This is a genomic window from Pseudomonas sp. TWI923 (assembly GCF_039673365.1).
In the GTDB taxonomy this organism is placed as follows: domain Bacteria; phylum Pseudomonadota; class Gammaproteobacteria; order Pseudomonadales; family Pseudomonadaceae; genus Aquipseudomonas; species Aquipseudomonas sichuanensis.
This window is the reverse complement of record NZ_JBDJLM010000096.1, coordinates 1-16745: the sequence shown is the minus strand read 5'-3', so window position 1 is coordinate 16745 and position 16745 is coordinate 1. Positions and strand designations below refer to the sequence as shown.

Annotated in this window: 4 protein-coding genes; all 4 read left to right on the top strand. The window is 66.8% G+C overall.

Annotated elements, in window-relative coordinates; all coding sequences use genetic code 11:
* Positions 1 to 160 precede the first annotated feature (160 nt).
* The 4 genes from ABE459_RS23580 (at position 161) to ABE459_RS23565 (ending at position 16399) form a co-directional block, all read left to right on the top strand.
* Positions 161 to 544, top strand: coding sequence for a YkgJ family cysteine cluster protein (locus tag ABE459_RS23580; protein ID WP_110994885.1), 384 nt, complete (start codon positions 161 to 163; stop codon positions 542 to 544).
* Positions 545 to 836: 292 nt separating this feature from the next.
* Positions 837 to 14816 (top strand): autotransporter-associated beta strand repeat-containing protein, encoded by a 13980-nt coding sequence (locus tag ABE459_RS23575; RefSeq protein WP_346648149.1) that lies wholly within the window; start codon positions 837 to 839, stop codon positions 14814 to 14816.
* 1090 nt (positions 14817 to 15906) lie between these two features.
* Positions 15907 to 16158 (top strand): hypothetical protein, encoded by a 252-nt coding sequence (locus ABE459_RS23570; protein WP_258705065.1) that lies wholly within the window; start codon positions 15907 to 15909, stop codon positions 16156 to 16158.
* Positions 16148 to 16399: a DUF3077 domain-containing protein gene (locus tag ABE459_RS23565; protein WP_125860235.1), complete on the top strand. Its 252-nt coding sequence runs from the start codon at positions 16148 to 16150 to the stop codon at positions 16397 to 16399. Before ABE459_RS23570 ends, ABE459_RS23565 begins: the two co-directional genes overlap by 11 nt.
* Positions 16400 to 16745 lie beyond the last annotated feature (346 nt).

Below are 16745 nucleotides of genomic sequence, written 5' to 3'. Positions count from 1 at the left end.
GTCTGGTGGTGGCGTGGGAGCGGGCTTGCCCCGCGATGCTTTTATGCCGATCAGCGGCGATCTTTTTTTGCTTCCCCCTCTTCTCAGCCAGTCGCGCCTGGATTACAAATAGCGCCGCGGGCGCTCGCCCCGATAACAACAACCTCCCTCCCTGGTCATCATGTCCGAACAGAACCCTTGCCTGACCTGCGGCGCCTGCTGCGGCTACTTTCGTGTGTCTTTCTTCTGGGGTGAATGCCAATCGGCCGGTGGCCTGGTGCCCGACGACCTGGTGGTGCAGATCAACCCCACCCGCGTCGCCATGATCGGCACCGACGCCAAGCCCTGCCGCTGTACCAGCCTGGGCGGCGAGATCGGCAAGCAGGTCGCTTGCGGTATCTACGAGAACCGCTCCAGCCCCTGCCGTGAATTCGAAGCATCCTGGGAGCACGGCGTGCACAACCCCAGCTGCGATGACGCCCGTGCGGCCTACGGCCTGCCCCCCCTGACACCGCCCGGCGCCAACGAGCCGCATTGGCCGGACGACGGCGCCGAGGTTGCCTGAGGCCCAGGCGAAACGGTGAAGCGGTCACATTCTGGCGATTGGCCATGACCGCTTGTCGGATGGATCCAATCGCCACTGCGCTGCAACCCGCGTAGTTCGTACTGCCTCGAAATAGTATTAACACCATTTGACCGCCCCAAGCGGCGTGCTGTCCGTGCTTGAGCGGCTACACATTTCCACAAAGGAACTTGTAGCCAGGGTCAGGCGTTTCGGCCGGCGTATGTCGCGCTCCTGCATCACCGCGATACACGTATTCAAGGACTGAATGACCTGATCCACGAAGGAGCTCTCCGTGGACAGAAGTGTCGCCGCCCGTTTGCCTGCCCGTCTCTCGCAATTGTCCCTGGCTGTCGGCCTGGTTGTCGGGGGCATGGCCCTTTCCCTCAACAGTGAACAGGCGCTGGCCGTCTGTAGCGCGGCAGGCTCCATCATCACCTGCAACGGCGCGGCCAACCCGCTGGCGCCGAGCTATACCAACGGCGGCAGTGGCCTCACGGTCAACGTCAACCCAGGCGCCAGCCTGGGGACGCTGCTGGGCGTGGGCGGCACCTCGTTGTCGCTGGCCGGCAACAACAACACCTTGAACAACTCCGGCACCATCGACCCGACCTTGCTGGGGTTGCTGAGCATTCAGTCCAGTGCGGTGCTGATCGGCAACACCGGCACCGGCAGCACCCTCAACATCAACAACAACGCCACGGGCGTGATCAAGGGCACCGGTGCCTTGCTTGGCGCGAACCTGCTGAACCTCACGGGCATGGCGCTGGATGCGCGCAACGGTGCAGGTGGCACCACCACCATTACCAACGCCGGCAGCATCGGCTCCTCGGCGCTGGCCAGCCTGACCCTGGTGAGCGAGGACACCCCGGTGATCGCCGTCACCGGCGGCAGCACGGTGAACTTCACCAACACCGGCACCATTCTCGGCCGTGCAGCCTTCGAGGCCTCTGCGGCAGGCAACACCTTCACCAACGCCGGCACCCTCACCGGCAGCCTGTCGATGGGTGCCAACAGCACCAACCGCTTCAACGCCATCACCGGTTCCAGTGTCGGCGCGGGGCTGGGCGTCGGCGTGGCCCTGCTGGTCACCAGCAACCCCAACCTCGCCTTTGCTGCGGCGGGCAAGATCGACGGCGGCGCCGGCGGTACCAACACCCTGGCGCTGCAAAACGCCATCGGCGGCGGCAGCGGCACCAGTGGCAGCGGCACCATCAGCGCCAGCAACTACATCAACTTCAGCCGGCTGATCGTCGACAGCGGCACCTGGAGCTTGCTCGGCCAAGTGCTCAACGGCACCACCCTGACCACCCTGAATGGCGGCCAGGTCAACTTTGACAATTCCAGCGCGTTCGGCAGTGGTGCCATTACCGTCAATGGCGGTGGTCTGGCAGGCACCGTTGGCGGGCTGAACCTGAGCAACGCGCTGACCCTGAACGCCGGCCTGAACGTCGGCGGCGCCACCGACATGGCCCTCAGCGGCGTGGTCAGTGGTGTTGGCGGGCTGACCAAGACCGGCGCCGGCCTGCTCACCCTCGGCGGCACCAACACTTACAGCGGCGGCACCACCCTGGCCGCCGGCGGCCTCAACCTGACCAGCGCTGCGGCGCTTGGCACCGGCGGGCTCACCGTCAACGGCGCCGGCAGCCTGCAAGGCAGCGTGCCGCTGGTGCTGAACAACGCCGTGACACTCAACGCCGCCCTCAGCCTGCCTGGCAGCAATGCCCTGACCCTGGGCGGTGTGCTCAGCGGTGCCGGCTCGCTGGTCAAGAACGGCAGCGGCAACCTGACCCTCAACGGTATAAATACCTTCAGCGGCGGCACCACCCTGGCCAACGGCACCCTCACCCTGGGCAACAGCAACGCCCTGGGCACGGGTGCCCTAAACCTCACCGGCAACGCCAGCCTGGACACCACGGCGGCGATGTCCCTGGGCAACACCATCAACCTGGGCAGCAGTGCCCTGACCTTGACGGGCAACAACGCACTCACCCTGGGTGGCGTGATCGGCGGCACTGGCAGCCTGGTCAAGAACGGCGCCGCCGACCTCACCCTCAACGGCGTCAATACCTACAGCGGCGGCACCAGCCTGGCCGCTGGCAAGCTTACCGTCGGTAATAGTGCCGCGCTGGGCACCGGTGCCCTGGCCTTGACCGGCAACGCCAGCCTCGACGCCAGCACCGCGGTCAGCCTGGGCAATGCCATCAACCTGGGCGCCAATACCCTCAACCTGCTGGGCACCAGCGCCACCACCCTGGGCGGGGTGATCAGCGGCACCGGCGCGCTGGTCAAGAACGGTGCCAGCGACCTGACCCTGAACGGCAACAACACCTTCAGCGGCGGCCTGACGCTCAACAACGGCAAGCTTACCGTCGGCCACAGCAATGCCCTGGGCGGCGGCGCACTGACCCTGGGCGGCAATGCCAGCCTCGATGCCAGCACCGCAGTCAGCCTGGGCAATGCCGTCAACCTCGGCGCCAACACCCTCAGCCTGCTGGGCACCAGCGCCACCACCCTGGGTGGGGTGATCAGCGGCACCGGCGCACTGGTGAAGAACGGCAGCGCCGGGCTGACCCTCAGCGGCAACAACACCTTCAGCGGTGGCACCACGCTCAACGCCGGGCAACTGATTGTGGGCCACAACAACGCCCTGGGTACCGGCGCGCTTACCCTTGGCGGCAATGCCGGGCTCGACGCCAGCACTGCGGTCAACCTGGGCAACGCCATCAACCTGGGGAGCAACACCCTGACCCTGGCAGGAAGCAACGCCACCACCCTGGGCGGGGTGGTCAGCGGAGCCGGCGCCCTGGTCAAGAACGGCAGCAGCAACCTCACCCTGGCCGGTGCCAACACCTTCAGCGGTGGCCTGACCCTCAACGCCGGCACCCTGACCCTGGCCGACGCCGCCGCGCTTGGTACCGGGGGCTTGACCGTCGGTGGCGCCGCCACGCTGAGCAACACCGTGGCCATGGCCCTGAACAACGCCGTCAGCCTGGGCGGCAACCTGACCGTGGCAGGCGCCAACAACCTGAACCTGGCCGGCAACATCAGTGGCTCCGGCGGGTTGATCAAGAACGGCGCCGGCAGCCTGACCCTCAGTGGCAACAACTCCCAGAGCGGCAGCACCACGCTCAACGCCGGCACCCTGGTGCTCGGCAGCAACACCGCGCTCGGCACCGGCGCGCTCAACGCTGCCGCCAACACCACCCTCGACAGCAGCGTGGCCGGGCTGAACCTGGCCAACAACTTCATCCTGGCGGGCAACCTCAACCTGGCCGGCAGCAACGACCTCACCCTTGGCGGTGTGGTTGCCGGCGTCGGCGGCCTGACCAAGAACGGCACCAGCACCCTGACCCTCAACGGTGCCAACACCTACATCGGCGCCACCAACCTCAACGCCGGGCGCATCGTGGTTGGCAGCAACACCGCGCTGGGCAGCGGCGCGCTCAATGCCGCCGCCGGCACCCAGCTGGATGCCAGCACTGCCGTCATCCTTGGCAACGCCGTCAACCTGGCCGGTGCCCTGACCATCGGCGGTGGCGCCAACCTCGGCCTCGGCGGCCTGATCAGCGGTGCCGGCAGCCTGGTCAAGAATGGCAGCGCGACCCTGACCCTGTCCGGCCCCAATGCCTACCTGGGCGGCACCACCCTCAACGCCGGTGGCCTTGTGCTGGGCAACGGCGCCGCCTTGGGCGTAGGCAAACTGACCGTGGCCGGCGCCGGCAGCCTCGACACCAACGCCGCCGTCAGTGTCGGCAACGCCATCACCCTCGACGCCGACCTCACCCTGGCCGGCAGCAACAACCTCAACCTCAATGGCGTGATCGACGGCACCGGCCGTCTGATCAAGAACGGCAGCACCACGCTCACCCTCGGCGGACTCAACACTTACGCCGGTGGCACCCTGCTGAACGCCGGCGGGCTGGTGCTGGGCAACGGCAGTGCGATCGGCACCGGTACCCTGACCGTGGGCGGCGCGGCGAGCCTGGACAACAGCAGCGCCATCAGCCTGGGCAACAACGTCGCGCTCGACGCCAACCTCACCCTGGGCGGCAGCAACGCCCTGACCCTCGGCGGCGTGCTCAGCGGGGCAGGGCAACTGATCAAGAACGGCCTTGCCACCCTGACCCTCAATGGCGTCAACACCTACACCGGTGGCACCACCCTCAATGCCGGTGGCGTGATCATCGGCAACGGCAACGCCCTGGGCAGTGGCGCCTTGAACGTGACCGGTGCCGCCAGCCTCGACAACAGCGCCGTGCTCAACCTCGCCAACAACATCGGGCTGGGTGCCAACCTGACCCTGGGCGGCAGCAACGACCTCACCCTGAGCGGGGTGGTCAGTGGCACGGGCGGCCTGATCAAGAACGGCCTGTCTGACCTGACACTGGCCGGCAACAACACCTTCAGCGGCGCCATCGACCTGCTCGGCGGCAGCCTGACCACCGTCGGCACTGGCGCCCTGGGCAATGCCTCGGCGCTCAATGTCGGCGCCGGTGCCAGCCTCAACCTCGGCAACAGTGCCACCGTCGGTGGCCTGAGCGGTGCCGGCACGGTGAACGTGGCGGGCGGCGGCAACCTGAGCGTGGGCGGCAACAACCTCAACAACGTCTTCAGCGGCGTGCTGGCAGGCGCGGGCGGGCTGGTGAAGAACGGCAGCGGCAGCCTGGAGCTGTCGGGCGTCAGCGTGCTGGCGGGCAATACCACGGTCAATGGCGGCCTGCTCAACGTCAGCGGTGCCTTGGCCAGTACCAACGTGCAGGTCAACAGCGGTGCCAGCCTGGGCGGCACCGGTAGCCTGGTGGGCGCCGTGGACATCGCCAATGGCGCGCACCTGCTGGCCAACAGCGGCGCCACCCTGAGTACCGGCTCGCTGACCCTGCACAGCGGCTCGATCCTCGATTTCGGCCTGGCCGGGCCGTCCACCGGCGGCACCGCGCTGGTCAACGTCAATGGCAACCTGACCCTCGACGGCACCCTCAATGTCAGCGACCTCGGTGGCTTCGGCGTGGGTATCTATCGCCTGTTCGACTACACCGGCGCCCTGGTCGACAACGGCTTGGTACTGGGTACGGTGCCTGGCGCCATGTTGCCAGGCGACCTGCAGGTGCAGACCTCGATCGGCAGCCAGATCAACCTGCTGGTGGGCGGCGGCTCCAGCACCGTGCAGTTCTGGGATGGTGGCCAGAGCGTGGCCAACGGTGTGATCGACGGCGGCACCGGCACCTGGAATGGCAGCAACACCAACTGGACCGACGTCAACGGGGTGCTCAACGGCAGTTGGGCCGCCGACTTCGCCGTGTTCCAGGGCACTGCAGGCGACGTCACCGTGGTCGGCACCCAGGCCGCCACCGGCCTGCAGTTCGTCACCAACGGCTACCGCCTGATCGGCGCCGGCGGCCTGGACCTGGTCAACGGCAGCAACGGTGCTTTCGCTGTGCGTGTCGACCCAGGCGCCACCGCCACGCTCAACGTTGGCCTGTCCGGCAGCGGCCAGCTGGCCAAACTGGACAGCGGCACCCTGGTGCTCAACGGTGCCAACAGCTACACCGGCGGCACCCTGCTCAACGGTGGGTCGCTGGTTGTCGGCAGCAACACCGCCTTGGGCACCGGCTCGGTCAGTACCGCAGCGGGCACCAGCCTGGACAGCAACACCGCCGTCACCCTTGGCAACGCCTTCACCCTCAACGGCGCGCTGACCGTGGCCGGCAGTGCCGACCTTGGCCTGGCCGGCATCGTCTCGGGCAATGGCAGCCTGATCAAAGCAGGCGGCGCCAACCTCACCCTGGGCAACGCCAACACCTACAGCGGCGGCACAAGCCTTGGCGCAGGCACTTTGACCCTGGGCAACGCCCAGGCACTGGGCACCGGTGGCCTCACGGTCAGCGGGGCTTCCAGCCTGACCAGTACCGGCGACTTCAGCCTGTCCAACAGCATCGCGCTGAACGCCAACCTCACCCTGCCGGGCACCAGCAACCTGACCCTCAACGGCGTCGTGAGCGGCACCGGTGGGCTGGTCAAGTCCGGCAGCGGCACCCTCACCCTCAACGGCAGCAACAGCCAGCAGGGCAGCACCAGCCTGAACGGCGGCACGCTTGTCGTGGGCAGCAACACCGCGCTGGGCACCGGCGCACTGAATGCCGTGGGCGGTACCACCTTGAGCAGCAACGCCAACGTGACCCTGGCCAACCAGATCAACCTGGCCGGCAACCTGACCCTTGCCGGTGCCCAGAACCTGACGTTGGGCGGCAATATCAACGGTGTCGGCGGCCTGACCAAGACCGGCAGCGGCATCCTGACCCTGAACGGGACCAACGGCATCCTGGGCAACACCAACCTCAATGCCGGCACCCTGGTGCTCGGTAACGCCAGCGCCCTCGGCCTGGGCCAGCTCAACGCGGCTGCTGGCACCACACTGGACAGCAACACCGCTTTGAACATCGGCAATACCGTCAACCTTGGTGGCAACCTGACCATTGCTGGCAGCAACGACCTGGGTCTGGGCGGTCTCGTCACCGGTGCCGGCAGCCTGACCAAGAACGGTGCCAGCAACCTGACCCTCAGTGGCGCCAACACCTTCACCGGCGGTGTGACCCTCAATGCCGGCACCCTGACCCTGGGCAACAACCAGGCGCTGGGCACCGGTACCCTCACCGTCGGCGCCGCCGCCAACCTGGCTACCCTCGGCGCGCTGACTGTGGCCAACCAGGTGTTGCTCAACGGCAACCTGAGCCTGACCGGCAACAATGACCTGGCGCTGAACGGCGTGATCAGCGGCACCGCTGGCCTGAGCAAGACCGGCACGGGCAACCTGACCCTTGGCGCCGCCAACACCTACCAGGGCACTACCACCCTCAACGCCGGTACCCTCACCCTGGGCAACAACACTGCGCTGGGCCAGGGCAACCTGTCGGTGACCGGCAACAGCACACTGGCCAGCAGCGGGGTGCTGCAGGTGGCCAACGCCATCGGCCTTGGCAGCGGTACCACCCTTGGCGTCAGCAATACCCAGGCGCTGACCCTCAACGGCGTCATCAGTGGCGATGGCGGCCTGAACAAACTGGGCAGCGGCCAACTGATCCTCAACGGCAACAACACCTACACCGGCGGCACCGCGCTGCAAGCCGGCAGCCTGCTGCTGGGCAATGCCGGTGCCCTGGGCAGTGGCGCGCTGAACGTGAACGGTGCCGCCACCCTCGATACCAGCCTGGCGCTGGCGCTGGCCAACGCTATCAACCTGGCTGGCGGCAACCTCACCCTCGGCGGCGGCCAGGCGCTGACCCTCAACGGCGTGGTCGCGGGCAACAACAGCCTGATCAAGAACGGCGCCGCCAGCCTGACGCTCAACGGCAACAACACCTACAGCGGCGGCACCACGCTCAACGGCGGTACCCTGGTGGTGGGCAGCAACACCGCCCTGGGCAGCGGTGCCCTGAGCGCCGGCGCCAATACCAGCCTCGATGCCAGCGGCGCGGGCGTTACCCTGGGCAACGCCGTGCACCTGGGGGGCCTGCTCAATGTGCTGGGCAGCGCCGACCTCACCCTCAACGGCGTGCTCGATGGCGTCGGTGGCTTGAACAAGTCGGGCGCTGCCACCCTGACCCTCAATGGCGCCAACAACTACCTGGGTGGCACCACCCTGAACGCCGGCCAACTGGTGGTCGGCAACGACAACGCGCTGGGGCAGGGCGCCCTGACCGTCGCCGGGGCCTCGACCCTGAGCGCCGGCAGCAACGTCAGCCTGGCCAACAACGTCACCCTCAACGCCGGCCTGACCGTCGCCGGCGTCAACGACCTGACCCTCAACGGTGTGCTCAACGGCACCGCCGGGCTGAGCAAGAACGGCAGCGGCAACCTGACCCTCAACGGCAACAATGGTTACCAGGGCGGTACCCAGCTCAATGCCGGGCGCCTGACCCTGGGCAGCAGTGGCGCTCTGGGCACCGGCACCCTTTCGGTCAGCGCCGATGCCGCCCTGGCCAACAGCGCACCCATGGCCCTGGGCAACACCATTGCCCTGAGCAACAACGCCAACCTGACCTTCGACGTCAACAACGCGCTGATCCTCAGCGGTGACCTCAGTGGTACCGGCAACCTGATCAAGACCGGCGTCGACGACCTCACCCTGGTTGGCGTCAAGACCTTCACCGGTGACGTCGATATCCAGGCCGGCTCCCTTACCACCCTGGGCAGCGGCGTGCTGGCCAACGTCGACACCCTCAACGTTGGTGCCAGCGGCCAGTTCAACCTCAATGGCAATGCCAGCCTGGGCAGCCTGACCGGTAGCGGCCTGGTCGATGTCGGTGTCGGCAGCGTCCTGAGCCTGGGCAGCAACAACCTCAACAGCACCTTCGCCGGCGGCCTCAACGGCCTCGGTGGCCTGACCAAGGTCGGCACCGGCACCCTGACCTTGACCGGCACCAGCAACCTCGCCGACAACACCCAGGTCAACGGCGGCACCCTGAAGGTCGATGGCACCCTGGGCAGCAACCTGCTGACCGTCGCCAGCGGCGCCACCCTCACCGGCAGCGGCAGTGCCAACGCCACGGTGGTCATCAACAACGGCGGCCACCTGGCAGGGCAGAGCGGTAGCACCCTGGGGCTCGGTTCCCTGGTGCTCAACAGCGGCTCGGTCGTCGATGCCAGCCTCGGCTCGCCCGCCTCCGGCGGTACCGCACTGTTCAACGTCGGCGGCAACCTGACCCTCGACGGTACGCTCAACGTCAGCAATATCGGCGGCTTCGGCAACGGCGTGTACCGGATCTTCGACTACGCCGGCTTGCTCACCGATAACGGTCTGGACTTCGGCAACCTGCCCTTTGGCTTCGGCCTCGGCGACCTGAGCCTGCAGACCAGCCTGGCCAACCAGGTCAACCTGCTGGTCAGCGCCAGTGGCCAGAACATCCTGTTCTGGGACGGCAGCGACACCACCGCCAACGGCCAGGTCAACGGCGGCGCCGGCACCTGGAACGCCGGCAGCAACAACTGGACCGACCTCAACGGCACCACCAACAGCGCCTGGAACGGCAGCTTCGCGGTGTTCCAGGGCACTGCCGGCGATGTCACCGTGGTTGGCCCGCAAGCCATCAATGGCATGCAGTTCGTCAGCAACGGCTACCGCCTGCTGGGCGGTGCCGGCGGTGTGCTGAACCTGGTCAACGGCAGTAGCGGCGACACCAGCGTGCGTGTCGACCCGGGGGCCGTCGCGACCCTCGACGTGGCCCTGGCCGGCAGCGGCAAGCTGAACAAGCTCGACACCGGCACCCTGGTGCTCAATGGCAGCAACAGCTACAGCGGCGGCACCACCCTCAGTGGTGGCACCTTGATCGTCGGCAGCGACAGTGCCCTGGGCAGCGGCGTGCTGAGCACCACGGCGGGTACCACCCTGGACAGCAACAAGACCGTGGCACTGGGCAACGCCATCAGCCTGTCCGGGCCGTTGAACATCGCCGGCAGCAACGACCTGGCGCTCAATGGCGACATCAGCGGCAGCGGCGGCCTGGTCAAGGCCGGCAACGCCAGCCTGCTGCTGGCCGGCAACAACAGCTACAGCGGCAACACTGCGCTCAACGCCGGTACCTTGATCGTCGGCTCCAACACGGCGCTGGGCAGCGGCGCGCTGAATGCGGCTGCCGGCACCAGCCTGCAGAGCAGCCAGGCCGTGACCCTGGCCAACAACCTCAACCTGGCCGGCCTGTTCAACGTGCTGGGCAGCAACGACCTGACCCTCGGCGGCACCCTGGCGGGTGTCGGGCGCCTGGTCAAGAGCGGTGCCTCGGCGTTGACGCTCAATGGCGCCAATACCTACAGCGGTGGTACCGAGCTGCAGGCGGGCACGCTGGTGCTCGGCAACAACGCAGCGCTCGGCAGTGGTGGCCTGAGCGTCACCGGCAACGCCAACCTCGACAGCAGCAGCGCGGTCAGCCTGGGCAACCCGGTGGCCGTCAGCGGTACGCTGAACGTGCTGGGCAGCAACGACCTGCAACTGGCCGGCGTGCTCAGCGGCAACGGCACCCTCAACAAGAGCGGCCTGGCCGACCTGACCCTGTCGGGCAACAACACCTTCAGCGGCATCATCAACCTGCTCGCCGGCAGCCTCAGCACCATCGGCACCACGGCCCTGGGCAGCCAGAGCGAGCTCAATGTCAGCAGCGGCGCCACCCTCAACCTGGACGGCAACACCACCCTGGGCGACATCGGCGGCAGCGGCGCCATCCAGATCGCCGCGGGCAACAGCCTGGGCGTGCAGGGCGGCGTGTTCGCCGGTGACATCAGCGGTACCGGCACCCTGAACAAGCTGGGCATCGATACCCTGACCCTCAGCGCCAGCAACAGCCACAGCGGCACCACCAACGTCCAGGCCGGTGGCCTGGTGGTCAACGGCAGCCTGGCCAGCAACACGGTCAACGTTGCCAGTGGCGCCACCCTCGGCGGCAGTGGCAGCATTGGCGGAACGGTGGCGGTGGCCAACGGCGGTACCCTCAGCGCCGCCAGCGGCAGCACCCTGAACGTCGGCAACCTGGTGCTTGGCAGCAGCGCCAACTTCAACGCCGCCCTCGGTGCGCCGATCGGCAGCACCCCACTGGTCAACGTGGCCAACAACCTGACCCTCGGCGGCACCCTCAACATCACCGATATCGGTGGCTTCGGCGCCGGGGTGTACCGCCTGTTCGCCTACGGCGGCAGCCTGGTCAACAACGGCATGGCCATCGGCAGCACGCCGGTACCGGCCAGCGACCTGACCGTGCAAACCGCCATCGCCAACCAGGTCAACCTGGTGGTGGGTGGGGCCAGCAACGTGCTGTTCTGGGATGGCAGCCAGTCTGTCCCCAACGGCGTGATCGACGGCGGCAGCGGCACCTGGGATGCCACCAACACCAACTGGACCGACGCCAACGGCGTGCTCAACACCCCATGGAACGACACCTTCGCGGTGTTCCAGGGCACCCCTGGTACCGTCACCGTCAACGGCAGCCAGACCCTCGGCGGCATGCAGTTCGTCAGCAACGGCTATGTACTCAATGCTGGCGCCGCCGGTGAGCTGCTCACCACCGGCACCACCAACCTGCGGGTCGATAACGGCGCAACGGCCACCCTCAACGTCGCCCTCAATGGCACCGGCAGCATCGCCAAGTACGACACCGGCACCCTGGTGCTCAATGCCGCCAACGGCTACAGCGGCGGCACCGCGCTCAACGGCGGCACCCTGGTGGTGGGCAACAACAGCGCCCTGGGCAGCGGCGTGCTGACCGCCGCCGCCGGCACCACGCTGGACAGCAACACCGCCGTCACCCTGGCCAACAATGCCGTGCTCAACGGCGCCCTGGCCATTGCCGGCAGCAACGCCCTGGAACTGGCCGGCAACCTCAGTGGCGCGGGCGGCCTGATCAAGAACGGCAGCGCCCAGCTCACCCTCAGCGGCAGCAACAGCTACACCGGCGGCACCCTGATCAACGCCGGTAGCGTGGTGGGCGACAGTGACAGCCTCAAGGGCGCCATCGTCAACAACGCCGCACTGACCTTCGAGCAGAACGCCAACGGCAGCTACACCGGCAATCTCACCGGCAGCGGTACCCTGACCAAGGCCGGCACCGGCGAGCTGCTGCTCACCGGCAACAACGGCCTCACCGGCGCCACCAACGTCAACGCCGGGCGCCTGGTGGTCAGCGGCCGCCTCGACAGCGCCACGGTCACGGTCGCCACCGGCGCCAGCCTGGGCGGCAGCGGCACCCTGGCCGGTGCGGTGCAGATCCAGAACGGCGCCACCCTCGCCGCAGGCCCTGGCAGCACGCCGTTGTCGGTGGGCAGCCTGAGCCTGGCCTCTGGCAGTACCCTGGACTTCAGCCTTGGCGCACCCAATGCGGCGACCACTGTGGTGCAGGTGGCCGGCAACCTGACCGTCGACGGCACCCTCAACATCACCGACGCCGGCGGCTTCGGCCCAGGGGTATACCGGCTGTTCAGCTATGGCGGTTCGCTGACCGACAACGGCCTGGTGTTCGGCGCCATCCCCGGCAGCGTGGTGCTGGGCGACCTGAGCCTGCAGACCGCCATCGCCAACCAGCTCAACCTGGTGGTGCAGGGCGCCGGCGGTTCGCTGCAGTTCTGGAACGGCAGCCAGACTACCCCCAATGGCAGCATCGGTGGCGGCAGCGGTACCTGGAACTCGGCCACCAACTGGACCAACTCCACCGGCACCGCCAGCAACAACTGGGGCGCGCAGTTCGCCGTGTTCGGTGGCCAGGCCGGCACCGTGACCGTGGACGGCAACCAGGCGTTCACCGGCATGCAGTTCCTCACCAATGGCTACCAACTGGTGGCCGGCAACAATGGCAGCCTGACCGCCACCAACGGTAGCGGCGGCAGCCTCGCGGCGGTGCGTGTGGATGCCGGCGCCACGGCGTTGATCAGCGCGCCGCTGGTGGGTACCGGCGGTATCCAGAAACTCGACTCGGGCACCCTGGTACTGGCCGGCGCCAACACCTACACCGGCGGCACCACGGTCAGCGGCGGTACCCTGATGGGCAACACCACCAGCCTGCAAGGCAACATCCTCAACAACGCCAGCCTGGTATTCGCCCAGGGCGCCAATGGCACCTTCAACGGCAGCCTGACCGGTACCGGCACCACCACCAAGACCGGCGCCGGCACCTTGCTGCTGACCGGCAACCAGGCCTTCAGCGGCGCCTTCAACGTCAACCAGGGCGTGCTTGAGGTGGGCAATGCCGCCAACCCCGGCGCCAGCCTCGCGGCGCAGGTCACCGTGGCCAATGGCGCCGCGCTGACCGGTACCGGCACGGTCGCCAGCCTGGTCAACCAAGGCACGGTAATACCGGGCAAGGGCGGTGAACTCAGTGTCACCGGCAACTTCACCAACGCCGCCAGCGGCAGCCTGCTCGTCGATGTCAGCGGCAACCCGACCAGCTACCTCGACGTCGGCGGCACCGCCAACCTCGGCGGCAGCCTGCAGGTGGTCAACCTGGCGGGCTTCAGTGGCAGTGGCCATTACACCGTGGTCACTGCCGCGGGCGGTGTCACCGGGACCTTCGCCAGCACCAACCTGAGCAACTCGGCGTTCCTCAACAGCGCCGTGGCCTATGGCGCCAACCAGGTGACCCTGTCGCTGAGCCGCAACGGCACCGGCTTTGCCGGGGTCGCTTACACCGGCAACCAGCGTGGCGTGGCAACCGCCCTCAGCGGCCCGGGCGCGCCAGCCGAGTTGACCGGCAATATCCTGCCAATGAGCGCGGCGCAGGCGCGGACGGCGTTCGACAGCCTGTCCGGCGAGATCCACGCCAGCACGGCGAGCGTGCTGATCGAGGACTCGCGCTACGTGCGCGAAGCGGTCAACGACCGCCTGCGCCAGGCCGATTGCAGCCGCCAGGACGACCCGCGCCGCACCCTGGCCCCCAGCGCCAACCAACAGCTCACCAGCGAAGGTTGCCAGGGCCAGGCCGTCGGCTGGATCCGCGCCCTTGGCGGTTGGGGCGACTTCGATGGCAGCAGCAGCCACGCCAGTGTCGATCGCGACCTGCAGGGCTTCATGCTCGGCGTCGACCGGGCACTGGACGAGCAGTGGAAGGTCGGCGTTGCCGCCGGCTACACCAACTCCAGCATCGATGCGCACCAGCGCCGTTCGGATGCTTCGGTCGACAGCTACCACCTGAGCACCTACCTGGGCTACCAGCTGGACGCCTTCGCCGCCCGCCTGGGCGTGGCCTACAGCTGGCACGACATCGACAGCAAGCGTGACGTCGAGGTGGGCGGCTACAACGACCGCCTCAAGGCCAAGTACAAGGCACGCAGCGCCCAGGTGTTCGGCGAAGTGGGCTACGCCATCGACGCCGGCGGCATTGCCCTGGAGCCGTTTGCCGGGCTGGCCTACGTCAAGTACGACAGCGATACCGCCCATGAGAAGGGCGGGGCAGGGCGGCTGGAGGGCAGCGTCGATCAGGACGTGACCTATTCCACCCTGGGCGTGCGCGCCGGCAAGCGTATCGAGCTGGCCAACGGCACCGCCATCACCCCGCGCGCGTCGTTGGGCTGGCGGCATGCCTTCGGCGACACCAAGCCCGACGCGGACCTGCGGTTTATCGAAGGCGGGGCAGGTTTCAGTAGCTCGGGTGTGCCGATTGCCAAGGATGCGGCGGTGGTCGAGGCCGGGTTGGACCTGGCGGTGGGCGAGAGTGGCAAGCTGGGCATCGGGTATTCCGGGCAACTGTCCAATGATGCCCGCGACCATGGGGTGACGGTGAGCTTTAGCATGGGGTTCTGAGGGTTATGGCCGGGGCCGCTTTGCGGCCCTTTCGCAAGGCGAGCGGCGGTGAGACAACAGGCATGACTGGCCGAAACAGATGTGGGAGAGCTATTGCCAAATCCTAGGTGTGACGCCCATTAGCCTGTCTTGAGACCGCATGATGGCCACCAGGTGCATGACGGTAGCCTTGCAGCGCTCTGAAGATCGAGCGCCGTCCGCGCGGCGCATCGCTGGCAAGCCAGCTCCCACATTTGTTTCGGGACAGTTACTCCTGTGATTTCACCACTGTCCGCCTTGTTGGTTCGACTTGGTATTGAGGTGGGCACCACTGGCGCCTCGCCCGACTTGAGACATGCGCCAAGGCGGGCAGCGGTACCTTCACAGGACTAATTGGCCCGAAACAAATGTGGGAGCTGGCTTGCCAGCGATGCGCCGCGCGGGCGGCGCTCGATCTCATAGGCGCTGCAAAGCTTTCGCCTGGCACCTGGTGGCCCTCACCCAATCTTCCGCCATGCAACTGGTGGCCATTACCCAATCCTGATTCCCCAGGGCCAGCGGTGTGACGCCCAAGGGCCTGTCTTGAAATCGCATGAGGGCCACCAGGTGCATGACGGTAGCCTTGCAGCGTTCTCAAGATCGAGCGCCGCCCGCGCGGCGCTTCGCGGGTAAACCCGCTCCCACAGTTTGTTTCGGGCCAGTCTCTCCTGTGCCATCACCTGGTCCGCCTTGTTGGCATGGCGCGAAATCGCGTTGGCGCGGTCAGCGTGGGGCAGGCCAGAAGGCGTAAGACATTTCCGAATCTGAAACCAAATACTTCAATCGGCCAGCGCTTGGGACCTATCCTACGCGCCTGCCGGAAGGCTCTGCATTGGCTGGGAAATACCTCGGGGGTAACGTCGCTGGGTCGTCACATTTGGCGACCGGGTGTGAGAAGCCCGTGGTGTTTTCAGTAGCAGGCCGCCTGTCATGGCAGCCGTGCGCGTGCAGACTCCGGTCTGGCCGTGGTGCTCTGAACACGGTCTTCTCACCTCGCGTACGGCTGCCACCCTTGTCTGTGAGAAGGATGTCGGTGGTTGCTCATGAAAACTACTTTCAGAGAGTGACAACTATGAAAAAGATCGTCCCCGATCCACCGTATCCGATTCCTTTCATCACCATCATCAACGACCTCACCGCCGAGCAGGCCATGGCCCATGCCGCCACGTTGATGGACACCCTCGTCGATACCGTTCACGCCTACGCCGATTGCCCGCCCGAGCTGCGTTCGGACATCCTGCTGGACAACGCCTCGGTCCTCACGCAATTGGTGATCGCCCTGATCAACCACGCCAAGTCCAAGAGGGCCGCCCATGAGCGATAAAAGCCTCTACGGCCCAACCGAGGGCAGCACCACCTGCCTGGACCTGTTCTGCATCAAGCCGGGCATCCCGTTCGAACATGCCTTCGGCGAGCTGTCCGCGCTGCTTGGCTGCATCAGGCACCTGACTACTGAAGCTGAAATGGAGGGTGATCTGCTGGCCGGCAGCGCCGCGCGGATCCTCAGCGGGCTGGCCAAGGGGCTGATCGATGACATGGAGTCGGGAATGAGCCAAGGCAAGTAAACCCATCACTTATCGAGACTGCCGGGCAGTCTCGATGTGCCAAGGTCGTGACGCTGCATCGTGGTGGCGCTGCTGCCGTTGCACTGGCCTTGTGAATGGGATGCCAGGTGGGCCTGACCTTCTGATACATAACAACCCACTTTTGCGGAGGACTGTTCTCCAGAGCAAGGCATGTTCGAGTGAGTGTTCTGATGTTGCTGTAGGACGTTTCTTGATCCGCTTCCGGTGCCGTCGGAGGCGTCATCAAGCTGCTAGCGTTCGGCGTTTTCTGCGTACAAAGGAAAGGCCGCATGACCCGCAACCCTTTCAAGGGCATCGCCGCAGGTGACCGCCCATGACCTATCGC